General features: G+C 39.5%; 18 protein-coding genes. 5 read left to right on the top strand and 13 right to left on the bottom strand.

Annotated features, from left to right (window positions below; all coding sequences use genetic code 11):
- Positions 1-141: 141 nt before the first annotated feature.
- The 3 genes from HMPREF2780_RS00745 to treP all read right to left on the bottom strand — a co-directional run bounded on the left by HMPREF2780_RS00745 (position 142) and on the right by treP (position 6,453).
- Positions 142-2,481: an endonuclease/exonuclease/phosphatase family protein gene (locus tag HMPREF2780_RS00745; RefSeq protein ID WP_048777563.1), complete on the bottom strand. Its 2,340-nt coding sequence runs from the start codon at positions 2,479-2,481 to the stop codon at positions 142-144.
- Positions 2,482-2,682: 201 nt separating this feature from the next.
- Positions 2,683-4,308 (bottom strand): alpha,alpha-phosphotrehalase, encoded by a 1,626-nt coding sequence (gene treC, locus HMPREF2780_RS00740; RefSeq protein WP_048777565.1) that lies wholly within the window; start codon positions 4,306-4,308, stop codon positions 2,683-2,685.
- 135 nt (positions 4,309-4,443) lie between these two features.
- A complete protein-coding gene (gene treP, locus HMPREF2780_RS00735; RefSeq protein WP_061596003.1) occupies positions 4,444-6,453 on the bottom strand; it encodes a PTS system trehalose-specific EIIBC component in 2,010 nt (669 codons plus the stop codon).
- Between the two features lie 179 nt (positions 6,454-6,632).
- On the opposite strand from treP, the gene treR reads away from it, so the two are divergent.
- Complete coding sequence (gene treR, locus HMPREF2780_RS00730) at positions 6,633-7,343, top strand: trehalose operon repressor (RefSeq protein ID WP_008809574.1); 711 nt, start codon at positions 6,633-6,635, stop codon at positions 7,341-7,343.
- Between the two features lie 291 nt (positions 7,344-7,634).
- Here the strand turns inward: treR and HMPREF2780_RS00725 are convergent, their stop codons facing one another.
- From HMPREF2780_RS00725 to HMPREF2780_RS00710, 4 genes are all read right to left on the bottom strand, one after another.
- Positions 7,635-8,168, bottom strand: a complete 534-nt coding sequence (locus HMPREF2780_RS00725) for a hypothetical protein (RefSeq protein ID WP_223359948.1) — start codon at positions 8,166-8,168, stop codon at positions 7,635-7,637.
- Between the two features lie 253 nt (positions 8,169-8,421).
- Complete coding sequence (locus HMPREF2780_RS00720; protein WP_048777571.1) at positions 8,422-9,762, bottom strand: hemolysin family protein; 1,341 nt, start codon at positions 9,760-9,762, stop codon at positions 8,422-8,424.
- A 91-nt stretch (positions 9,763-9,853) separates the two neighbouring features.
- The gene (locus HMPREF2780_RS00715; protein WP_048777573.1) at positions 9,854-11,500 is read right to left on the bottom strand and encodes a phosphoenolpyruvate carboxykinase (ATP); all 1,647 of its coding nucleotides are present in this window, start codon (positions 11,498-11,500) and stop codon (positions 9,854-9,856) included.
- A 100-nt stretch (positions 11,501-11,600) separates the two neighbouring features.
- A complete protein-coding gene (locus tag HMPREF2780_RS00710; protein WP_048777575.1) occupies positions 11,601-12,725 on the bottom strand; it encodes an AI-2E family transporter in 1,125 nt (374 codons plus the stop codon).
- Between the two features lie 74 nt (positions 12,726-12,799).
- Between HMPREF2780_RS00710 and HMPREF2780_RS00705 the strand changes: the two genes are divergently transcribed.
- The 4 genes from HMPREF2780_RS00705 (at position 12,800) to HMPREF2780_RS00690 (ending at position 16,522) form a co-directional block, all read left to right on the top strand.
- Positions 12,800-13,594 carry an ABC transporter ATP-binding protein gene (locus tag HMPREF2780_RS00705; RefSeq protein WP_061596006.1) on the top strand — a complete coding sequence of 265 codons (795 nt, stop codon included), beginning with the start codon at positions 12,800-12,802 and terminating at the stop codon, positions 13,592-13,594.
- Entirely contained in the window at positions 13,591-15,153 is a 1,563-nt protein-coding gene (locus HMPREF2780_RS00700) for a beta-carotene 15,15'-monooxygenase (RefSeq protein WP_061596007.1), read from the top strand. The genes HMPREF2780_RS00705 and HMPREF2780_RS00700 overlap by 4 nt, the downstream gene beginning before the upstream one ends.
- A 110-nt stretch (positions 15,154-15,263) precedes the next feature.
- Positions 15,264-15,638, top strand: a complete 375-nt coding sequence (locus HMPREF2780_RS00695; RefSeq protein ID WP_046165234.1) for a hypothetical protein — start codon at positions 15,264-15,266, stop codon at positions 15,636-15,638.
- A gap of 119 nt (positions 15,639-15,757) precedes the next feature.
- Positions 15,758-16,522: a class I SAM-dependent methyltransferase gene (locus tag HMPREF2780_RS00690; RefSeq protein ID WP_061596008.1), complete on the top strand. Its 765-nt coding sequence runs from the start codon at positions 15,758-15,760 to the stop codon at positions 16,520-16,522.
- A 545-nt stretch (positions 16,523-17,067) separates the two neighbouring features.
- Here the strand turns inward: HMPREF2780_RS00690 and HMPREF2780_RS00685 are convergent.
- From HMPREF2780_RS00685 to nifJ, 6 genes are all read right to left on the bottom strand, one after another.
- On the bottom strand, positions 17,068-17,844 hold the full coding sequence (locus tag HMPREF2780_RS00685; RefSeq protein ID WP_061596009.1) for an ABC transporter permease: 777 nt from the start codon (positions 17,842-17,844) through the stop codon (positions 17,068-17,070).
- The gene (locus HMPREF2780_RS00680) at positions 17,831-18,784 is read right to left on the bottom strand and encodes an ABC transporter ATP-binding protein (protein ID WP_061596010.1); all 954 of its coding nucleotides are present in this window, start codon (positions 18,782-18,784) and stop codon (positions 17,831-17,833) included. The genes HMPREF2780_RS00685 and HMPREF2780_RS00680 overlap by 14 nt, the downstream gene beginning before the upstream one ends.
- Entirely contained in the window at positions 18,784-19,380 is a 597-nt protein-coding gene (locus HMPREF2780_RS00675; protein WP_061596011.1) for a TetR/AcrR family transcriptional regulator, read from the bottom strand. The genes HMPREF2780_RS00680 and HMPREF2780_RS00675 overlap by 1 nt, the downstream gene beginning before the upstream one ends.
- Positions 19,381-19,619: 239 nt before the next feature.
- Positions 19,620-20,171 carry a tRNA 5-(aminomethyl)-2-thiouridylate-methyltransferase MnmM gene (locus HMPREF2780_RS00670; protein ID WP_061596012.1) on the bottom strand — a complete coding sequence of 184 codons (552 nt, stop codon included), beginning with the start codon at positions 20,169-20,171 and terminating at the stop codon, positions 19,620-19,622.
- On the bottom strand, positions 20,165-21,112 hold the full coding sequence (locus tag HMPREF2780_RS00665; protein WP_002905125.1) for a tRNA modification radical SAM protein MnmL/YtqA: 948 nt from the start codon (positions 21,110-21,112) through the stop codon (positions 20,165-20,167). Before HMPREF2780_RS00665 ends, HMPREF2780_RS00670 begins: the two co-directional genes overlap by 7 nt.
- An 88-nt stretch (positions 21,113-21,200) precedes the next feature.
- A complete protein-coding gene (gene nifJ, locus HMPREF2780_RS00660) occupies positions 21,201-24,854 on the bottom strand; it encodes a pyruvate:ferredoxin (flavodoxin) oxidoreductase (RefSeq protein WP_105025961.1) in 3,654 nt (1,217 codons plus the stop codon).
- Positions 24,855-24,958: the final 104 nt, after the last annotated feature.

Below are 24,958 nucleotides of genomic sequence, written 5' to 3'. Positions count from 1 at the left end.
TAGCGAGTCTATCCTAAATGACTGATACTTAGGCTCAAGAGGCAGGTCATAGTTACAATGATGAACTACTACTGTTACCTTGTTTTCAGCCTAAAATACTTATTCAGCTAAGAATAGATGGGTGTCGAAGATGCTTAGAGTTTACTCTAGGTTAGATGACTTTTTTGATTTTCTAGATAATGGATAAGCAAAGATTAAGACTAAGAAACCAAAGGCTACCCAATGGCCTCTTTGTTCACCTGTAGCAGGCAAACTCTTTTTGTTTTCACCTGAATGCTTATCTGTTGTTTTTTTGTCTTTTTGATTGGTTGCTTCTTGACCAACCTGCTTGGATTGACTTGTATCAGATGAAGAAGCTTGACTTGAACTTTCTCCCTTATCTTGACTAGATAAATCTGTTTGGCTGTTGCTAGTGCTTGGAACAGTATGATTCGATCCCTGATTGGACGAGCTAGATGAAGAAGATGTATCTGGCTGGTTAGTCTGATTTGAGAAGTCTAACTGTACCACTACTGGATCATGGTCCGAAGCTCTGCCATGTTCTTCCATGAAAGAAGCATTGATATGGACAGGCGCAAAAATCGCTTTACCAGCTAGGTTCTTAGAGATGAAAATATTATCTAAGCTTTGGTTGCTGCCACGGTAGAAATATGAATAGCGATCAGCTGCATCATGTTCCTGCATAAGGTTAATGAGTTCATTTCCTGCAATAGCTTTAGCGGTTTCAGAGAATTCAAAGTCATTGAAATCCCCAGTCAGGACAAACTTAAGATTTGGATTTTGTCTTAAGCCTTCTTGAACAAAATTATTTAATATTTTAGCCTCTTCGATCCGGGCAGCTTGGGTATGTTGGACAGCCGGCTGGTTTGAGCCATATACAGCATCATCACCTAGCTTGGATTTCAAGTGGTTGGCAATAACAACAACATGTTGTCCCTTAAATTCAAATTCAGCTGCTAAAGATTTACGAACCTTAGTAAAAGCAGGATTCGTTGGATCGATCCGGGCTGGATTTTTAACTAGATGGCCACCTGAGAAGCTAGCTGCTTCATCACTCTTACCGGCTTCTTTTTCAACTAGTTTTACACGATCTGGGTTATAAAGAAAGGCTACACGGATATTAGATCCAGGTTTACCACCATCTTGGCCATCAAGAGGTGCAACTTCAGTATATTTGTAGTTTTTTCCTCCCAACTCCTTGATTCGGGCTGCTAGTTTTTCACCACTCTTCACACCGCTGGTCGTTCCATCATTAACGCTACCGTTATCATCTTGAACCTCGATGAGCGTGATGATATCTGGACTGTGAATTTCATTGATAAAGGAATTAGCAATTTTGGTCACCTTTTCGTCAGGTGTTTCACCTTTTTGTGTATTGGCAGAGAAATTTTCAATATTGTAAGAAGCAATCGTTAACTTATCTTCGCTAGGATAGAGAGGAGAAATCTGTCTTTGAAGACCACCGTCTACCAAATCAGGTAATTGTGTTGGATCTAGTTTATAAATTTTGCCACGATAGGTAACCACTCCAACCACATCACCATTGAAATAGTCCTTGGCCTTGGCAATGAATTTATTTCCAACGTAGACAGGGATGGTCGCTGTATTTTGGGCGTTCGGACGTAGATTGACACCACCGATATTATTTAAAGGAAGAGCCTGGTAACCCTCAGGTAAAACATAAATATCTCCTCGATACTGTGGCCCTAAGACATGTGGTTTTTTGATTGTCGTCAACATGCCTTCTAAACTTTCCCAATAGTCCAAAGCTTCATTTTCCGGCTGATAGTTATTCACATCATTATCTACTGTATCCTGAGGCATCTTATCTACAATATCAACAGGAGCAGGTAGGTCAGCCTTACCATCCTTAGTAACTGTTGAAGCCTCCAGCATCGTGACGGTCAAACTGCCACTTGGCTTGTTAAAAGTTTGTCCTTGGCGAATGCTGAGCTCTTCCATGTAGCCTTCTTTTACTCGGCCTTCAAGAGTTAATTTATCTCCAACGTCGACTTGTTCTTTGGAAACAACATAAATCGCATCTGAAGTCTTGCTATTCCCATCAGGCGTCACATCTTGAACATAAAATCCATAACGGTCTGTCTTTGTAACAACAACATTTGAAACTCGGACATCTTTATCCTGATAAGGAGATACTTGCGATTCACCTTGAATCGTTCCTAGATTGGCAACAATCTCTGCAGTGCTTGATACGGCTTGTGCAGCAACTGTCTCTTCTTTTTTATCTGCTTCTTCAGCAGATGTAGTTCTTGAATCTCCTGAAGAATTTGTATTTTCTGCAGAACTACTAGCTGTTGACTCACTGACTGCTGAACTTTCTGCAACAGTTGCTGGAGCTGAACTCGAAGAAGTTTCAGTCTCTTCAGCTCCGACAGGAACAGCCAAGGAAAGCAAAGGCAGAAAAGCACTTAATACTGCTACTGAGTATAAAAGACGCTTTTGATAAGCTTGTTTCTTCATAAATTTCTCCATTTCTTTTTGAAACTTAATGACTATACAATTTACATTATAAAGAAAAAAAAATATTTTCGCAAACGCTTTCCTTAATTCTTACTTTCTTTCGTTCCTACCTATCAGTTTTTGTTAAATCAGTTAATATTTAAAAACAGCGAAGAAAACTGATATCTGGAATTCAGCTTTCCTCACTACAAAATAGTATTTTTAATTAACAAGAATAGCTAGCGTTTCATACGGTTGTAGAGTCAGAATATGGTCAATCTGAGTCCTGCCGTAATTGGATAAAAGGACCTGGCCAGTTTGATAATCTGGTAAGATATCCACTGTAATTGGATCCATATAAAAATTATTCAAAACCAAAAGCTTTTGTCCTTGCCACTCCCGCTCAAAGGCATAGACCTGGGGACTGTCCTCATAGGCTGGCTGATAGCCACCTTCTGCTATGATGGGCAGTTCCTTACGCAAGGCAATCAATTTCTGATAAAAGCTAAAGATCGGTCCCTTGATTTCGTTTTCCACATTAATAAGAGGATAGGATTTGCCAGCCTTTAGCCATGGGGTTCCTGTTGTAAAACCTGCATTGACTGAATCATTCCACTGCATAGGCGTCCGAGAATTATCACGAGATTTGGCCTTAATAATCCTGAAGGCTTCCTCTGGTGATTGCCCTTCAGCAAGCAGACTCTGATAAGCATTGACAGACTCGACATCCACATAATCTTCCATGGAGTCGTAGTCAGGGTCCACCATGCCAATCTCCTCACCCATGTAGATATAAGGCGTCCCGCGCGACAGATGAATACTAGCAGCCAACATGGTTGCCCCTTCATTGCGGAAATTCTCTACATCAACAAAGCGATTAAGAGCTCGCGGCTGATCATGGTTGTTCCAGAAAAGGGCTGACCAGCCACCATGATCGCTCATTTCCTTGCCCCAAGTATGGAAGAGACGTTTTAACTCTTCAAAGTCAAAAGCCTTAAGCGTCCATTTCTGTCCAGCTTCATAGTCCACCTTGAGATGGTGGAAGTTAAAGGCCATAGACAGTTCCTGCCGGTCTGGTGCAGTGTAAAGGATGCAATTTTCAATCGTCGTTGCGCTCATCTCACCAACCGTCATAAAGGAATCGTCTTTCCCAAAGGTTGCTGCATTCATCATGTGCAGATAGTCATGCACGATTGGCTTATCCGTATAGGCTGGCTTGCCGTCATTTTCTGGGCAGTCCTCCAATACCTCGTCCTTACCAATCAAGTTGATCACATCAAAGCGGAATCCTTTGACGCCCTTGTCCCGCCAGAAATTCACCACATTAAAAAGCTCTTGACGAACATTGGGATTGCGCCAATTGAGATCTGCTTGGGTGACATCAAAAAGGTGCAGATAATATTTACCCGTATCGCCAAACGGCGCCCAGGCACTACCACCAAACTTGGACAGCCAGTCCGTCGGCTCATCTCGCAGGATAAAGAAGTCCTGATAGTAGGAATCTCCAGCCAGCGCCTTTTGAAACCACTCATGTTCAATCGAGCAGTGGTTTAGAACCATGTCCAGCATAAAGTCAATACCATGCTGCTGGCCGACCTTGACCATCTCTTCAAAATCTGCCATATCTCCAAAGATAGGGTCGACCGCAGTGTAATCAGAAATATCATACCCATTATCCCGCTGTGGACTCGGATAGAAAGGATTGAGCCAGATCATGTCCACTCCCAGCTCCTTTAGGTAAGGAAGTTTCTCAATAATCCCACGAAAATCTCCCACTCCGTTCCCTGTCGTGTCTTTAAAAGATTTTGGATAAATTTGGTAGACTACCTTTGTTTTATCTAATGCCATGTTTTTCCTTCTTTTGAATATAAAAGAGGTGGGACGAATATTTCATTCCTTGAAAGGAATAGAATTTCTCATCCCACCCTCAAGATTCTGGAAGCCCCGTCTCACAAGAGAAGCCCAACTTCCATCATGTAATTCTTAAATTTTTGTTGCTGTCATCAGGGCGTCTCCAACAGCTATCTGGCGAGGCAAACTGCCCAATGCATCCGCTTGGTATTGATCCTGATTGGTAATGATGACCGGAGTTTCTGTCACATAACCAGCATCTTTAATCACATCAATATCAAAACTGATTAATTTATCGCCAACTTTTACTCGGTCTCCTTGGCTAACATGAGCTGTAAAACCTTTGCCTTCAAGATTCACCGTATCCATACCAATGTGCATAAGCATTTCTACACCTTGATCAGACACGATACCTACAGCGTGCTTGGTTGGAAATAGAACCGATACAACGCCGTCTACCGGGGCAAGCAAGTCTCCTTGGCTCGGTTCAATCAGGACACCTTGTCCCATAACTCCTTGAGCAAAGACCGGATCTGTTGCTTGACTAAGTTCTTTCACTTGGCCAGATAAGGGACTTGCAATTTCAACCAAGTCAGCTAAAGGTGCAGATTTTTTTGCTTCTGACAGGGCTTCAGCTTGTGGTGTTTTGACTGCTTCATCTTCTACTTTGGTAAAGAGACCCAAGCGACGGAAGAGCATGGTCAGTACAAATGGAACAGCAATTGCAACTAGCATAATCGCAGCAAAGGCTAACATATATTTTGGTTGGATTGACAAGATACCTGGAAGTCCACCGACTCCGATAGCATTTGCCTTCACATTAAAGCTTACAGACAAAAGACCTGCAATGGAGGAACCCATCATTCCTGCTACAAAAGGATAGATATATTTTACGTTTACCCCAAATAGAGCTGGCTCAGTTACGCCAAGATAAGCAGAAATCGTAGCTGGAAGAGCAATTTGCGCTTCCTTTTCATTATGACGATTCATCCAATAATAAGCAAAAACAGCAGATCCTTGCGCAATATTTGACAGAGCAATCATTGGCCAAAGTCCAGTACCACCCGCATCTGCCACTAACTGGGAGTCAATCGCATTGGTCATGTGATGCAAACCTGTAATAACAAAAGGCGCATAGAGAGCTCCAAAGACAGCCCCAAAGAGCCATTTAACAGGACCAGTTAGACCTGCAAGAACGATCGTAGATAGCCATTGACCTAAAGTCCAACCAATTGGCCCCAAAACTGTGTGAGCCAAGATGATCGCTGGCAAGAGAGATAGGAAAGGCACGAAAATCATGGAAACAACTTCTGGAATCCGTTTTCTCCAAAAGATTTCCAAATAAGACAAGGAAAGCCCTGCTAATAAAGCTGGAATAACCTGAGCTTGGTAGCCTATCCGTTGCACCGTAAAGAATCCAAAATCCCAAACCCAATTTTTAGCAATTTCTGATTGTGGTGTTCCTGCTACTAAATAAGCATTCAAGAGCTGAGGAGACACCAAACAGATCCCCAAAACAATCCCAAGAATCTGGCTAGTCCCCATCTTACGACTCACGGACCAAACAATTCCGACTGGTAGGAATTGGAAAATCGCCTCACCTGGCAACCAAAGGAAGTGGTTTACTCCAGCCCAAAACTTTGATACATCCACAATCGTTTTATAAATCGGCTCTCCATCTTTAGTAAACTGAAGTACACCATCAACGACTTTTTGACCAAAAGCTTGAATTTGCACACCTTCTAGGATATTACGGAAGCCAAGAATCAAACCACCAACGATAATCGCTGGAATAATTGGAGTAAAAATCTCAGCTAGCATGGTCATGACGCGCTGAACCGCATTTTGATTGATCTTAGCTGCAGCCTTAGCTGCTTCTTTTGAAACACCTTCAATTCCTGAGACAGCTGTAAAATCATTATAAAATATTGGCACATCATTTCCAATAATAACCTGGAATTGCCCTGCATTCGTAAAGGTCCCTTTGACAGCTCCAATTTCTTCAATAGCTTTTACATCAGCTTTTTTCTCATCAATAAGTACAAAACGCATCCGAGTGGCACAGTGGGTTACTGCAGACACATTTTCCTTACCACCAATGGCGTCCAATAAGACTTTCGCCTCTTTTTCAAATTTGCCCATTTGATTATTGGCTGGAAAACCAGCACTCTCCTTATATTTATTTGTTAGTTTCCTAACTGCTTTCTAACAAATATTGTAAACGATACCAAAGTTGTATGCAAGATGTCCGTTGAAACATTCCTTGTTTTTTGTTAAAATTTCAGTAGTTGTATGATAAAAACAAAACAAGTAGGTTAATCATGAAAAAATACCAACAATTATTCAAACTAATTGAGCAAGATATTTTGAGCGAGAAATACTCCGTTGGCGAATTTTTACCTAGTGAGAATGAATTAACTCAGATTTATAAGGTCAGCCGTGATACTGTCCGAAAGGCTCTAGAGCAACTTCAAAAAGAAGGATTAATCCAAAAATTTAAGGGACAAGGATCCAAAATCATCAAACAGGAACACATCAATTTCCCAATCTCCAATCTGACTAGCTACCAAGAACTCGTCCTACAAAATAAACTAGATTCTAAAACCAATGTCATCAGCCTAGAAAAAATAACTGTAGATAAAAAACTTGCCAAGCTAACTGGTTTCCCAGAATATCGCTTGGTTTGGCGAATCATTCGACAAAGAGTTGTTGACCAGGTTGCTTCTGTCCTTGATATTGATTATTTAGATAAAGAGCTTGTTCCTACGATGACGAGAGAAATTGCAGAGCATTCTATCTATCATTTCATTGAAAATGATCTTGGACTTAGCATCGACTATGCTAAAAAGGAAATCACCATTGATCATGCGACCAGTCGAGATAAAATTTTGCTCGATATTGAGAGAGAAAACCATGTCGTTTCCGTCAAATCTCAGGTTTATTTAGCGAACGGGCAGCAATTTCAGTTCACAGACAGCAGACACAAACTCGATAAATTTCGCTTTGTTGATTTTGCCAAAAGGCACAACTAAGAAAAAGAGCTGGAAGTTGTAAACTTCCAGCTCTTTCAGATTTATTTATTTAATTTAGGAGATTTAGATGAAAAAATTTTTTTAAAATGTTTTATTTGCTACTTTTGCTTTTGCTTTTTACTACTTATGTTTCTTGAGTGGGGAAAAGTGAAAAGGTTGGGGAGCTATGATTATTTATTGTCATTGGACTGTCCTCTTTTCTTTTAAGATGAATATAGTATAACCAGCAAAGCTTAAGGAAGACTTATAGAATTCTTGAAAAAAGCTTAAATGGTTGAATGTGCTGGTGTGTTACTTCCATTCATAAAACTCCCTTCCCTGTACGCGTCTAATTTCTAAATTATAGACAATCTCAGCTTTGGGGCTACCTTGACTATTTTTTTCAACACCTTTTAGATACCCTTCACGAGAAAAAGCATACATTGCTTCATCTGTTGTCTCGTGGTCTACCCATTTCAATTTTTCAGGTAGAGGTTGTCCACTAATGACACTATTGTGTCTTCTTTTATCATCTCTCAAATTAATAATTTCCGATCCATCATTAATATTGAATTCCAAATCAGTTCCAAATACCATACTATAATCCACAAGAACCTTATCAACAAAACCATCATTTCGTAGATAGACTTTATTTCCATAAGTATCATAAACTACTGGAACTACACGGCCTTGTAAAAAACTTTCTCCCTTTCCACCAGTAATAAAAATCGGTGAAAATTCGATTTTACTGATACCGATGTAATGCTCTTTTAGGTAGGTCGCGATTTGTTCTTCATAAAGTTGAAAACCGTGCCGGTAGAGATTATCCACTTTCATTCTGTCCATGAAAAACTTAGCTCCGATTGCAAGCACAAAAAGGCAAAGCAGAGATAAGAAAATTGTTTTTACTCGTTTCATCATAGAAAATACCATGTCTTTCTATATGCAGTGTATCATAAAAGTTGACTAAACAGAAACTTGAGGATGTTTACGCAAGTGCACTTGTTTGTTTTTCCGTTTGGTTTTGCAGTTTATTCCATTTTGACAATCAAAAACAGACCTTCTTTATCGAAAGTCTGTTTCATTTACACATAAGCAACTATTTAGTAGCTTCTTCATCTACTACTACTTGTTCAGAAATTTCTACCTTAACCTTTGTGACACGGCCATTTTTAACCTTGTCATTGGTTAAAACCAGTTTCTTATTCTGACTCTCCACCTCAAAGCTGATGCGTTCTTTTGGATCTGGAATAGTTCCTACACCAGTCAAGTAGTAACCCGCGATCGTATCCACATCGTCACTTTCAATTTCAACTTCAAAATATTCATTAAAGTCATTGAGGGTCATAGTTCCTATGACAATGTAGGTATTCTCACCAATTTCATGAACTTCGATCTCAGCCTTGTCAGTCTCATCATCGATCTCACCAACAATCTCCTCCAAGAGGTCCTCAAGCGTGACCAGACCAGCCATACCGCCATATTCATCTAAGAGAATTGCCATTTGATTTTGCGTGTTACGCAACTCCTTGAGCAAATCATCGACAAACATAGTCTCCGGTACAAAGAGTGGCTCCTGCAGGATCTTGCGCAGAACGATATTGTCAAAACCATTGATGAATCCTTCATTAAGCAGTCGCTTGGTATGAATCAGGCCGATGACATTGTCCTTATCCCCATCATAGACAGGGATCCGCGAGAAACTCTGTTTGAGAATGCTTTCGATGATTTCCTTGGTATCATCCTGAATGTCTACCATAAAGGCATCAGTACGTGGCACCATTAGTTCACGCGCCATTAGCTCATCCAGCGAGAAAATCCCCTGTAGCATCTCAATCTCATCCGCATCCAAGGTCTCCTCACTCTTGGTCAGCATATACTCAATCTCATCTCGGGTCATCTTTTCATCTGCATCATCAAACTTCATCGGCGTAATGCGACTTAACAGATTAGTTGAGGCCGACAAAAGCCAGACAAAGGGACTGACGAGCTTGCCCAAAAAGATGATAAAAGGAGCTGCTCTAACAGCCAAATCATCCTTTAGATTGAGTGCGATCCGCTTAGGATAAAGCTCACCAAATACAATAGAAACATAGGTCAAAAGCGCCAAGGCTAGAAAAGATGCTATGGCATGCGCTGTTTTAGAATTGCCCATCAAACTTGAAAATACACGACCGAGAGTATCAGCAAAGCTAGCCCCTGATAAGATATTGATGAGGGTAATACCTACCTGAATAGTAGATAAAAAGTTATTGGGATTTTCTAAAACCTGTAAGAGGCGAATGTACTTTATATCACCTTCCTCTGCTTTTTGCTCAACACGCGCCCGATTGAGTGACACCATGGCCATCTCTGCCGCGGAAAAGAAAGCATTTAAAAAGGTTAAAACGACTAATAATAAAAACTGTAACAAAAGGGTCTGACTGCTGGGGTCTTCCATGAGTTTCCTCTCCTAAAAAGTATAATCAACCCTGATTATAACATATTTTTGAGTTTCGTGCACACGTATTTTATGGAAGCTTGTGTTCTGATTAGGATTCTAGATCTTGTAAAACCTTTTCCAGTCTTGAAATTGCTCCAACTGGTAGGGCAGTCTGAGGATACTTTTGGTTAAAGGCCAACAAAAAGTTTAGCCGAATCTGCATTCTTTCTCGAATCAATTTCTTATAAGCATTATCAAAATTAGGAAGGGGATATCCCTCGTATTCAAGATAATCAAAGCCTACTATAGGACCAAAGGGTTTGAAATCTGCTGTCCCATCCACTACCTGCTCAATGACATCTAAAGATACTTCCTTTGAGACAGCCTTCCCCATGTAAGACCCAGTATTGATAATATAACAGGATACTCCCGACTCAAATAAACGACAGAATTTTCGGTAGTCTTCTACTAAAGGATAGACACGAAAAGGATTTGCATAAGGTTCAATCACCAACTCATCATGCAACCCCAGAACATTTTCTGCATTGGAGCGTTTGGTCATCAAGGTACAACCCATCGTGGAGGCCATCAAAGGATCGTGAATTCTGACTAGAGGTGGTAGAGAGTCATCTTTCATAATCCAGAAAATAGCATTGATAGCTTCGTCAATTCGATCCACTCGATTTGGAGTCGAAAAGCGAGATTTGACCGTTCGTCCATTTCCATTGCGGATATCTTCAGTAACTAACATCTTTCTCCCATTTTCGTCTAGGGTCACTCCGCAGTTTTGCACAGTGATAAAGAAATCTTGTTCCCTATGTCCAGTTGGATAGTCACTCGTCTTATCAAAATAAGATGGCTCTAAGGCAATTGAAGATCCGTCCTTGATAGAGATAATAAAGGCATCATCATGGAGAACCTTGATGTCATATTTTTGACCATGTTTGGCGTGCGTAAGAGTGGATTTTCCAGAACCAGATAGACCAAAAAATGAAGCAACAAAATCTTTTTTATCATTATTTTGCTTAAAAATTTTCAGACCACCGTGACAAGCTACGTAGCCATTTCTAGCAGCAGTTGCCCAGGCCAAAGTCAGAGTGGCTTTTTTCAATTCTCCAAAATAATTCAAACCTAAAATAACTGCACAGTTGTGATTAGTATCAAAGTAGACAAGACCATCTGGATATTCTGGATGCTTCCACTTGGGATCAAAAAAGACAAAGATATCATTTTCCTCATATTTTTTTGAAATTCTCAGACGGTTCTTAAATTCTTCATCTAAAATTTGGAAATTTAGTAGCCATGAATAGAGATTGTTTATTTCTTCTTTAGGAACCATGAGGTGGGCACAGACCATAAAGTCTTCATCCAGCCCAACAACAGCATCCGCTTTGTAAAAATCTCTATGATGAGCTTGGTAAATAGCACTACGAACTAGAAAAAGTAAAGTTTCATCTTCTTGACTATCTCTACCATAAATCCTTCTAGCCTTTGCCGTTCGTCCAACGACCGCTCCGGAATTCGTCAGTAAAACCCGTGCATAAGAAGGAAGCCCCAACTCCTTTGTATGAATCACAGGCATATCTAAGACCACTGTTCCAGCTGCTGCTGAAGCTAACTGGTAGGCTTCTTCTACCGTTTTGATAGACTGAACCTGGTTCTCATAAAAGGCTGTTTCCACGATAGTCTTCAGAGGGGAAAAATAAGAAGAATTTTTCCTTATTTCTTGTGGGGAAAATTTACGACGTGTTACCATGACCATACCTCCTTTATCCTATTACTACCATTTTAGCATAAATATACTGTTTCGTGTTATAAAAATTCAAATAAAAAAATAGGAGAAAGATTCCTTTCTCCTATTTTTTTATAATTCCAAATTCTTCATTCTTCTTAATCTCCTGAGCTTCTTTATGATTGTCATAAAGGTTAGCTAGGAATTTTACAATTTCTTTGATGATGGAATAGGTCGGAATAGCTACAATCATTCCGATAATACCATAGATGTTACTAGACAAGAGCAAGAGAACCATGATAGTAATCGGATGGACTTTCATAACCCCTCCTACAATCCGAGGGTAGAGGATATTCCCATCAATCTGCTGAACAATCAGCATATAAATGACAGCTATCAACATCCTCTTTGGATCTGTAAAGGCATGACTGATGATCATCGGGATCAAACCAATACTTGGTCCAACATAAGGAATCAAATTAGCCAAGCTAGAGAAGATAGCAAATACTAAAGCATATTTAATGCCGATTGTGCTATAACCAATGTAGGCCAGGCAACCGATAATCACTGCATCAATAGAAATTCCGCTGATATATCGTGAAACTGTAGCATTTAGATTCTTCAGCAAGGAAGAAATGTTGAGCTTGTCTCGCTTTAGAATACTGCGTTCCAGCATTGGCAAGAGCTTATGACCATCCAGTAAGAAATAGACAAGGAAAATTGGAGTCATAATGATGATAAAGATAGTATTGATTACAGCTGATACCACACTGCCCAGGCTGTTAGTTACCCCGTTTAGAATATTTCGCAGAATATCAATATAAGATAGATTCAGCTGTTGCAGGGTAGATTGGATATTGAGATTTTTGAATACAGGATTTTGGGCTAAGTCATTAATCCAGCTATAGACATAACTATATAGATTTTGGCTCGAATTAATCAAGCTAGTCAGCTGAGTGACTAAGATAGGTAGGAGGTAGATAACTGCTAAAACAATAGACCCAAATAAAATCGTCAATGTCAGCAGGACACCTAAGACACGGTTTAATTTCAGGTATTTTTCCAAAAAGACCACTAAAGGGTTGGCAATATAATATAAAAAACCTGCTATTAAAAAAGGGATTAAGATAGTATTTACAACACTGATCACTGGAGTAATCAAGTCTCCCATCATTCTCCACAGGAAAAAGACAAGTGTTGCTAGTAAAACTTCCACTGTCCAAAAAAATAACTTACTCTTATGAAACATTCTTTTCCTCCTACCAGTTATTTTACCATAAATTTTGTTATAATAGAGGGGATTTAATGAAAGAAAGAATAAAAATGGAAAAGATTATCAAGCTGGAAAATGTAAGCTTGGCAAAACAAGGCCAAACCATCTTAAAAAATCTCAACTGGCAGGTGAACAAGGGTGAGCATTGGGCCATCCTCGGTCTTAACGGATCAGGAAAGTCAACCCTCTTACGCCTACTCATGGCTGAGAATTGGAAGACCCAAGGAAAGGTGACAGTCCTTGGTACGGAATTTGGTGCCGGTGATATCCCTCAGTTGCGAACTAAGATTGGAGTAGTTGGTTCCTTCATTGCGGAACGCCTACCTAGCCATCTCACCGCCGAAGAAATCGTCCTGACAGGCAAGTATAAAAGTAGCATTCTCTATGCTGCTTATGGACAAACCGAACTAAACCAGGCTAGGGAAATACTGACCTCCATTGGCGGGCAAGACTTAATTGGCCGGAGCTACGCCAGTCTGTCTCAAGGGGAAAAGCAGCTCTTGCTGATTGCCCGTAGTCTCATGGAAGAGCCAGAACTACTTATCTTGGATGAAGCAACCAGTGGATTGGATCTCTTTGCCCGCGAGCGTCTGCTAAATCAAATCAAAAAGATTACACAAATGGACCAAGCACCAACTATCCTCTATGTCACCCACCATGTAGAGGAAATTATATCTGCTTTAGACCATGTCCTACTCCTGAAAGAAGGCGAAATTATAGCCCAAGGTCCTAAAGAAGATATCCTCCAAAAAGAGGTCATGGACCGCTTTTATCCTCAGCCAGTCGAGCTGATTGAATTGGGAGAAGGTCGCTATTTCATCAAAGCAGAAGGCAACTTCTTATGAGGCAGTTTTTAAATATCATTTTCAATCTGGGCTATTTCTTGATTCTGACCATGACTGCGATTTCCTTGCTTTTCCTGTCCGGGCAGATTCTACTGTCCCACACATACATCCCTTTAAGGATTGCTGAAGGAGTCCAATTCGTCAGTAATCCTTGGTTTTTCTACCCTATCCTTCTGCTCTTTCTCCTCAGTCTCTTTTTAATCCGACCCCTGCTGGAAAAGGTTCAGACCAAGCATCTTTTTTGGATTCTGTCTTCCATCTTTATAGCAATAGCGATTTTTCTGATAACGGCCTACGATGGTCGGATCAGAGCTGACGCCAAACACGTTTTCAATGCAGCGCTAGCCTTTAATCGAGGAGATTACAGCTCACTGACAACCGTTGGAAGCTACATGTACCGCAATCCCCATCAGCTAGGGCTGATGACTCTGGAGCGACTTTATGCTTTTATTTCTCCAACGACTCAGTTTGCCTTTAGCATGAATGTCGTCTGGACTCTACTTAGTCATTTCTTGATTTACAAGATTACTTCCCTTCTCAATGCCAGAGAAATAATCCAGAAATACACGATTCTGCTGACATTTCTCTTTCTACCACAGCTCTTTTTCGTTCTCTTTGTCTACGGTACCATTCCTGGGCTCTTCTTCTGTCTGCTCAGTCTCTATGCTTTTATCAAGCTGGATCAGAAAGGAAACCTGCTCTATGCCTTGCTGGGAGCTGCTAGCATCAGCCTGGCCTGCCTCCTGCGCAACAACTACATCATTTTTGCTATCATGCTGATTGGGGTCTGTTTCCTGTCCATCTTTTATAAATGGTCTTGGAAAAAACCACTAGCCATTGTCCTGATTTTAGCCGGCATCGTCCTTTCAAACAAGGGTCTGACAGCTTACTATGAACAGCTTATTGGGGGCAAGATTGGTGTCGGTACACCAAAAATCGCCTATATTACTATGGGCCTGCGAGATGATCCTAATCGGCAGACCTTGGGAGGCTGGTATGATGCATACAATACCAAGATTCTTAAGCGCAACAAGTACAATGAGAATTTAGCTACAGAAATGGCCACTCGGGATTTGAAGGATATTTTGATTCACTTCAGCAAGCATCCGGCTTATGCGCTGAAATTCTTCTACGAAAAGGTCAAGTCGACCTGGACTGAGCCGACTTTTCAGTCTATTTGGACTGGGCCTCAGATTGAGCGCCAGCAATACATGAAGCCAACTATCCTGCGCAGCATTTATGAGGAAAGAAAAGGTTATCAGATTATTAATTTCCTGCTCTTGACCCTGCTAGCCAGTATCTATCTGCTGTCTTGTTTCTTTGTCTTGCGTAATTTTTTCGTCGCCGAGAAAAAGCTGACTCCTTTTGACCTCTATCCTTTCATCTTTCTCTTGGGGGGTGGTCTCTTCCACTTCTTCTGGGAAACCAAGAGCCAGTATGTCTATATCTATGTCCTCCTTCTCATCCCTTCCGCTACTCAATCCTTAGTCGACCTGAGTGATTGGTGGAAGAACAAAGGAAAAGAGAAATCAATAGACCAGCTTGAAAAAGACCTGTAAAACTTGAACACTTGATAAGAATTTCTTATAATTTCATAGGAATATTAAGTGAAAGAAAGTTGGATTTGTAACTGAAATTTTTTGTATTTTACGAAGGGAGAATATGATTTATGTTTTCCATATTAGGTGCAGTATTATTTGGAGTTATAGCAATTATGACAGTTCTTGTTGCTTGCGGTCTGCCTTTGGGCGAATATACAATGGGTGGACAGCATAAAATCTTGCCTAAGAAATTTAGACTTGCGGCAGTCATTTCGGTAGCTATCCAAATTTTTGCCATAATCATTATTTTGCAAGCCGGAGGTTTTATTCCCTTGTGGCTGTCTTTTAAGGTTACTAAATATATTTGTTTCTTCTTTGCCGCTTACCTATCTTTGAATACGATTATGAACATGATTTCAAAAAGTAAGAAAGAAAAATATGTAATGACTCCGATTTCACTTATAGCCGGAATATGTTTTTGGATAACCGCATTCCAGATGTAGTATGTAAAGTGAGGATCATCTACAGTGCGTCAAATTGGAATTTGTAGATGTGAGAAAAATGTAATGGCAACATATTCAACTTAAATCGAAATAATATAAAATTACGAGGAAGTTGTAAGATGAATAATTATATAAAATTAAATGAAGATAGATGGAATAATGTAAAAAACGACTACACTGAGCCATTGACACATGAAGAATTAGAAGAAGTTAGAAAACATCCAATTTCTGTTGCATTAACTGTTGGGAAAAAAGTTCCAACAGAATGGTTTGAAAAAGCCAACGGGAAAAAGATATTGGGTTTAGCTTGTGGTGGTGGACAGCAGGGACCCGTTTTTGCTGCAAAAGGTTATGATGTGACCATAATGGATTTTTCTAAATCACAATTAGAAAGAGACGAGATGGTTGCTAAAAGAGAAGGCTTAAAAATCAATACGGTTCAAGGCGATATGACAAAAGCATTTCCCTTTGAAGATGAAACTTTTGATATTATTTTTAACCCGGTTTCAAATGTATATATAGAAGATTTAGAAAACATGTATAAAGAAGCCTCTCGAGTATTGAAAAAGGGTGGATTGTTAATGGTCGGATTTATGAATCCTTGGATATACATGTATGATGCTGACACTGTATGGAACAAACCCGATGAGGAATTACTTTTAAAGTTTTCAATACCTTTTAATTCAAAAGAGCTTGAAGAGGAAGGCAAGATAACCATAAATCCAGAATATGGATATGAATTTAGCCATACCTTAGAAACTCAGATTAGAGGACAACTTAAAAATGGTCTCGCTATGATAGATTTTTATGAATCATGTGATAAAAGAAATAGATTATCACGTTATGGAAATGACTATATCGCTACACTTTGCATTAAACTATAATGTTATAGAACATACTTCAATATAATAGCCCGTTTTATTTTCCGTAAGGGTTAAAATCTAAAAATCCCAGTTTGTATAATTGAATATAACGATTTGAGAAACAGTAAATCACGAAGATTTACTGTTTTTTTGCTCATTTTGAGAAGTCATAATCACCCGTGAAAACGGGTGACTTGTACACTGGCTATAAGCCATTTCACTCTAGCGACGTCTAAAGACATTCGCTGAACTTCGTTCGAGGCAATGCTATGTTCGTTTGACTAATGCCCGTAAAAACAGGCTTTTATCTTATTCTAAAACTGCCATCTGAGAACGGGTTGACACTTAACTTATCAAAGGCAAGGCCATTTTTTCCTAATCACGTATATTAGAAACTATCTTTTTATTTAGGCCAACGATATTCACATAGTCTCCTCTCGCCTAAAACTTTCGATTGCCATAAAGAATACAACCCCTCTTGTTTTTCAATCTGAACAGGAGGGGTTGTTTTGAATGGAAATGAATAAGACTTAGCTTTGTGTTATTAGCATTTTCATCACTTCATTTTAATCGTAATCAGCATACCTCCACCAAGCTATTGTTGCGATAAGACCTAGAATACTTACCCCAAATAAACTGACAATGCTCCCAAAATTCAATAGTGCTTTTCCTGCAATACCACTTGCGAGTGCAGGAATCGCCCATGGAATGTATTTTCCAAAGTTAAGAGCAGAACCAAGCTGAGAAAAAATAATAGTAAAAATAATGAATGCCAATGGTGACAAATATCCCCGGCCTAAACAAGCAAAAAAAGCTACTGGAGTAGAGAGTATGATTGTAAGAGTAGTACAAAAACCAAAAGTAAGTATACCTTTGAAAATCACCGTTAAGCTCCCACCCTCAAGTCCAATCAGATTGCCAGCTAATAATCCCAATAAAAGTGCAAAAATTGATAGAATATAGCTCCATAGAGCGATAACGATAAACTTGGATAATACGATTGTATCTCTTTTCATCGGGAGCGCTAATAGGTCGATCATCGTTTTATCAGAATATTCTCTACCAAAAACCCAAGATGCTGTAAATCCAAAAATGAGCAATCCGCCAACAGAAATGACTTGTGATATAGTCATTAAGTACGACGACCAGTCTGTTATCCTCATCATTTCCATTTTTGCAGAAATCAAACCAAGATTTTTGAAATTCTCTGGATATTTCATCATAGTTGCAAACAAGCCAACAATAAAAGGAACTAAACAGATAGAACAAGCAGTTACGATGGAAAGTTTTGATTTTATTAACTTTTTCCATTCAATTAAAATACAGGAACTAAGCTTTTTCATTCGAAATACCTCCGCTATAGTCATTCAGTATTCTTAAAAAATAATGCTCCAAATCTTCTTTTTCAACAGCCAGCGATTTGGGTGGATACCCTGCATGGACTAGCAATGTGGCAATATCTTCCGGATATTCCACAGATTTTGTATCAATTAGTTCTAAGAAATCGATATTATTTTCTGTGTCTAATTGAATGTTTACATGATAGCCATGATTAGATAATACTTCTTTCATGGCCTTATTATTAGAGCCACTTACTAATAACTTCTTTTCTAAGTACTGATCTAATTCATTGCTTTCAACTTCTCTTATAAGTCTGCCCTCATGTACAATAACTATCCTAGTAGCAATCTTAGATATTTCCTCCAGATTATGACTTGAAATAAGAACCGTTGTACCTAGATTATTCGCCAATTCCTTTAATAGTTCTCTCACTTCAATAACTCCAAAAGGGTCTAATCCATTTGTTGGCTCATCAAGAATTAGGATTTTAGGTTTATGAATAATCGCTTTTGCAATTCCTAAACGCGCAACATTTCCTAAAGAAAGATGCTTCTCCTGTTTATGTTCATATTGCTTTAGTTTTAATTTTTCAATTACACAGTCAATATTATCTCTATTAACCCCTCTTAATTTACCAACGATTTCTAAATTTTCTCTCACAGTTAAGTCTGGATAAGAATAAGGCGTCTCAATAATATAACCTATTTCGTTTCGAAGTTCTAAATTATTCAGATCTAACTTTTTTCCTTGAATATAACATTCTCCTGATGTAGATTTTATCAATCCTAGCATCATTCTCATCGTCGTTGTTTTCCCTGCACCATTCAGTCCTAAAAAACCTACTATTTCACCAGGTTTTATTGAAAGATTCAAGTTGTCGACAACATTTTTTGTTCCATATCTTTTAGAAAGGTTTGCGGTTCTAATTGCTTCTTTCACCATTACCTATCCTCCTTAGTAATTTGTTCCACAACTCCTTGTATGACTAACCTCAATGTGGTATCAAATTGTTCTTCACCGATTTCCTCGATGTGTAATATAGTCATAGCAATCGTTCTAAATAAAGCAGAGACGATTTCTACAGATACATTTTCTCTAATGTCGATTCGGGATACAATTTTTTTAACCATCCTATCGTCTATCAGATGATGATTTGTTATCACCTCTTTCGGCAATTTTCTTATGAGTAATTCCATTTCATGATTTTTAAATATGGTATACATAAATGAATAGCGAAAATCTTGATAAAAATCATAAAGTAACTGTACCAGACGATTTGTATCTATCTTGGTTTCCATACCTAATTGTTCTGTCAGGCGATTCATAACATCTATTTGATATTCTTCTAAGACCGCAAAAAATAACATTTCCTTTGAAGAATAAAAATTATAAAAAGAACCTTTGGAGATATCTGTCATTGCTGCCATTTGGTCAACTGTGGTTTTCTTAACCCCATATCTTTGAAGGCATTCCTTTGCAACTTTATGTAATTTCTTTCTAATAACTTCTTTTTCTTCGCTAGTAAAAGCAGTAGCCATAACTTCCTCCTAAAAACACTGTGACGTTTTTTGATTTTACAGTCATAGATTATCATATAAATTGAAAAATGTCAAAAGTCTTATATATTCTATGTAAGAAAATATGAGACTTTAAATTTACACATACCTTAATTCTCTTCTTTTAGACCTATTTATTTGAGTTTCGCGATTTTAAAAATAAGGATACAGTACTGAAAGCTCCTATTGTCTAGCTTTTCTCTCTGTATCCTTATTGTATATCAAGTTTCTTCTCTCAATTTCTCAATCATGACCAAGAAAGGCGGATTGTTAATCTGATTGATGGTCTTATAGAGGGCAACGGTAAAATCCTGCTGGGGCAGTTGACTGACAAAGTCTAGCACCGCATCTTTTTCAACTTCGCCACCTTCATGCCCGTAGTAAATCATGATAGCTGCTCGGCCCCCTTTTACTAAACCTTGGCAGACCTTTTCCAAAGCTTCCAGTGTCGTATCTGGTCGGGTAATGACAGACTTGTCCGCCGAAGGCAGGTAGCCAAGATTAAAAATAGCGGCCTTGAAATGGTCTGTATATTGGTCCAGAGTCTCATGCCCAGCCAAGATTAGCTGAACATTGTCTAAGCCAGCTTCTGCCAAGCGCTGGCGTGTCTTTTCCAAGGCCTGCTCCTGAATGTCAAAAGCATAGACTTGCTTGGCCAATTGAGCCAGAAAGAGGGTGTCATGCCCATTGCCCATAGTAGCATCCACCACGGTATCTTCCTTAGTCACGACTTCTGCCAAAAATACATGGGCCATCTGTAAGGGTCTTAACATACGAATCTCTGCTCCTTTGCTTTACAGCCTTGCTTGCTGCCACGACGACGCATTTCTGCCTCAATGGCATTGAGAACTTCCCATTTATTGAGGCTCCACATAGGGCCAATCAACATATCTCGTGGGGCGTCTCCTGTGATACGGTGGATGACGATATGCTCGGGGATAATCTCCAGTTGGTCACATATGATGGAGACATACTCCTCCTGACTGAGCAGCTGCAGCCGCCCTTCGTGATAATCCCGCTGCATACGGGTATTAGTCATCAAGTGAAGCAAGTGAAGCTTGATTCCCTGAATGTCATTATCCGTCACGCAACGGCGGACATTCTCCAACATCATCTCATGGGTCTCTCCCGGAAGGCCGTTAATCAAGTGAGAGACAATCTCCGCCTTGGGAGCCAGCTTACGAACTCGCTGGACCGTCTCCACATAGAGCTCATAAGAATGGGCACGATTGATGAGGTCCGAGGTCTCCTCGTAGGTGGTCTGAAGCCCTAGCTCCACGGTTACATGCATGCGCTCGGACAAGTCAGCCAAGTAGGCGATGGTCTCATCTGGCAAACAGTCCGGCCGAGTTCCGATATTGAGTCCAACGACACCCGGCTCGTTAATGGCCTGCTCATAGCGCTCACGGATTACTTCAAGCTTCTCATGTGTATTGGTGAAGTTCTGGAAATAGACCAGATACTTACGAACATCTGGCCACTTGCGGTGCATGAAGTCAATTTCCTTGTAAAACTGCTCGCGAATGGGCGCATCCGGCGCCACAATGGCATCACCAGAACCCGAAACGGTACAGAACGTACAGCCTCCATGCGCTACCGTACCATCCCGATTGGGACAGTCAAAGCCCGCATCAATGGGTACCTTAAAAGTCTTTTCACCAAAAAGTTTGCGATAATAATCATTCAAAGAATTGTAAGATTTCATACCTTTCATTCTACCACAAAAAAGAGTATAGAAACAAAAATTCCCTCTTTCACAAGGAAAGAAGGAATTTTCTACAATGGTTTGCTATAAATTAAACTCAAAAATCCAAGCTCTTAAGAAGCTCATTAAAAGAGTTTGCAACTGTATCATCTCTCTTGATCTTGCCTTCCTCTGTCAGATTTAATGATTCTTTATTTCGTTTATGCTCTTTTTCAATAAATTTGTCGTAATCTCCAGATAGTTTCGCATAATTTAAAAATCGTTTTCTAGCTTGATTTACGGTCTTCTGGTAGAGTTTATTTGCTTCTTGTTTATCTACAAGCTGTAGGGCAGAAAAACGCTCTTGTTTGAGCATAAAGGGAATCATATTTTCAAATTTCGGAACCTTAAAATCAAGAGTCATTGGTATCTTGCCTTCTTGTAACAGAAGTGGATTATAGCGGTACAAGGACCAGTAACCAGAATTAACCGCCTCCTTTGCTTCTTCAAGGGTCCTACTCATGCCCCCTTCTAATCTGTGGGTAATACACGGAACATAAGCAATAATAATAGAAGGGCCTGGGAAACTTTCTGCCTCCTCGAAGGCTTTTATAGTTTGGATTGGATTGGCTCCGTTTGCAACTTGAGCAACATAAACATGATCATATGTCATAGCAAGCATACCTAGGTCTTTTTTTGAACCACGATTACCAGCTGCAGAAAATTTTGCTATCGCAGATGTAGGAGTTCCTTTAGATAAATGACCTCCTGTATTTGAGTAGACCTCATTGTCTAAAACCAGAATATTAACATCTGCTCCACTCGCGATAATATGATCTAGCCCCCCATAACCAATATCGTAGGCCCAACCATCTCCACCTACAATCCATTGAGAAGGTTTCACAAATAAGTCTCGGTGACTGTAAAGCTCATTAAGAAATGGTGTATGCTCGTTTTTCTCTTGCTGAAGCAACTCTTCTAGTTTTGCAGCTCTAGCTCTGGTTCCTTTTCCCTCATGGATATGATTTACCCAATCAAGCATTAATGATTTTAAATCCTCACTAGCCTCATTTTGAGCCCGATCTATTATTTTGATCAAGGATTTACGTCTGGTATCATTTGCAATCAGCATTCCATAACCAAATTCAGCATTGTCTTCTAATAAAGAATTTCCCCAAGAAGTCCCACAGCCATTTTGGTTAGTTGTATAGGGAGTACTTACTCCCATAGCCCCCCAGATAGAGGAACATCCAGTAGCATTCGCTACCAGCATACGATCCCCAAACATCTGAGTCAGTAGCTTTACGTAAGCTGTCTCTCCACAGCCTGCACAAGCTCCAGAGAATTCCATGAGTGGTTGTTCAAATTGGGTATACGCAACCGTTCCAGGCTTACCGGGATTTTCTTTTGCTCGTAATGTCATAGAAAAGGCCCAATTAATAGCTTGCTCTTTTAATGTCGCTTCATTTCCTTCACTAGTTAACATTTTTAATGCTTTTCCCTTGGCTGGACAGGCTTTGACACATAATTCGCATCCCGTACAATCTTCAACAGATACCTGAATACGATACATTAGGCCATCTTTTCCTTTGAAATCTCTCACCTTATATCCTTCTGGAGCCAAATTAAGTTCATCGTCTTCAACTAAAAATGGTCGAATAGCAGCATGCGGACAAACGAAAGAGCAAAGTCCACATTGAATACAAAATTCAGGATTCCATTCAGGAACTTCCCAGGCAAGTGATCTTTTCTCTGTTGCTGAACCTCCCAAGGGAATGGAACCATCTGCCATTCCATTATTTATTAATTGACTAACCGAAACAGAATTACCTTTTAAGCGATTGAAGGGTTCCTGTACTTCTTGTTTGAATATGGTCTTAGCTTTATGATTCCTTGGCTTCTCCACGCAGTTTGCCCACTCACTCGGAACTTCTATTTCCTCAAGCGCGTCTATAGACAAAGAGATCGCTTTTAAATTTTGTTCAACAATCAAATTTGACTTCTTAGAGAAATTCTTGGCAATCTCATCTTTCATAAATTCAAGAGCAATCTCAAATGGCAGTACCTTAGTTAATTTAAAGAAGGCAGCCTGCATACTGATACTAAATTTCCCAATCAAGCCAACTTCTTGGGCAATTTTATAAGCATTTATAATATAGAATCTAATATTGTTTTGAGACAGGTATTTTTTAATCTTATTAGGTAAATATCTATCCAGTTGTTCTTTCGTCCAAGTCGTATTGAGAAGAAAAATTCCTCCTTGCTTTAAACCTTCCAAAACGTCATACTGATGCAAATAGGCTGGCATCGAAACCCCAATAAAATCTGATTGCTGAATAAAGTAAGTCGACTGAATAGGCGCATCACCAAACCTTAAGTGTGAAACTGTAACCCCATCTCTCTTTCTGGAATCAAAATAGAAGTATGCTTGAACTTTTTTGTCCGTTTGGTTTCCAATTATACGTATACTGGAATGATTCATGCTCACAGTTCCATCCCCACCTAGGCCCCAGAATTTTACTTGATAGGTCCCTCGCGGAGTTAAATCATGTTCTGTTTCCACATTTAAAGATAAATGTGTAATATCATCCTCAATTCCAATGGTAAATTGTTTTTTAGGATTTTTTTTCCGAAGTTCTTGGAAAACAGCGAGGATCTGGCCAGGAGTGGTGTTTTTTGAGCCAATTCCATACCGCCCTCCAATGATTGTTGGGCGATGAGGACTGTCGTACAAAGCCGACTGGACATCTAAGTAAAGCGGTTCTCCTAACGATCCAGGTTCTTTAGTTCTATCTAGAACTGCGATCGACCTGATTGTTTCTGGAATCTTCTCTAAAAAACAATCCACTGGGAATGGTCTGTATAGGTGAACCTGTATCATCCCTACCCTTTGTTCCCTCTCATTCAAATAATCAACTACTTGCCGAATAGTTGCTGAAGCTGATCCCATAACTACAATTAATTCTGTAGCTTGATCATGACCATAATAGTTGACCAAATCGTAATCTGTCCCCTGCAACTCATTTATTTTTTTCATGTATTTTTGAACAATATAAGAAACAACTTGGTAGTTTCTATTCACCGTTTCTCTTTGCTGAAAGTATAAATCAGGCCCCTGATTTGTTCCAGATACTTTGGGATGATTTGGGTTCATTCCTCTTGTTCGAAAAACTTCCAATGCTTCATTATTTATGAGAGCTTTCAGCTCCTTCTCTTCCAAAACATGAATTTTTTGTATTTCATGACTAGTTAAAAAACCATCAAAAAAACTGACAAAGGGCACTGAACTTTCCAAAGTAGCTAAGTGAGCAACAGCTGATAAATCCATGACCTCTTGAACGGATCCTTCCGAAAGAATTGCAAAACCTGACTGACGAACAGCCATCACATCACTGTGATCTCCAAAAATACTGAGGGCATTCGTGGAGACTGATCTCGCAGCCACATGAAAAACAGAAGGCAATAATTCTCCAGCAATTTTGTACATATTTGGCAACATGAGCAATAGGCCTTGAGACGATGTAAAAGTCGTTGTTAAAGCACCCGACTTAAGAGATCCATGAATAAAACCTGCAACTCCAGCCTCCGACTGCATCTCAACTACTCTAACCTTTTCATCAAAAAGGTTTTTCCTTTCCTCAGCTTGCCAAATATCTACAAGTTCCCCAATTCCAGAACTAGGAGTAATAGGATACAAGCCAGCTACTTCACTAAAATTATAGGCTATATAAGCGGCTGCTGTATTTCCATCCATAACTTCTTGATGTGTCATGTTACCCTTTCCTCCTTACTGTTAATTTATTGATATTAGTTAATAAGCTCATCCCAAGAAATTTGGGATGAGCTTATCAACTGTCAAACAGTCTCGTTCGATTT

Origin of the sequence: Streptococcus sp. HMSC062B01 (genome assembly GCF_001811085.1) — a bacterium.
Lineage (GTDB): Bacteria > Bacillota > Bacilli > Lactobacillales > Streptococcaceae > Streptococcus > Streptococcus gordonii.
This window is presented reverse-complemented; position numbering and strand designations above follow the sequence as displayed.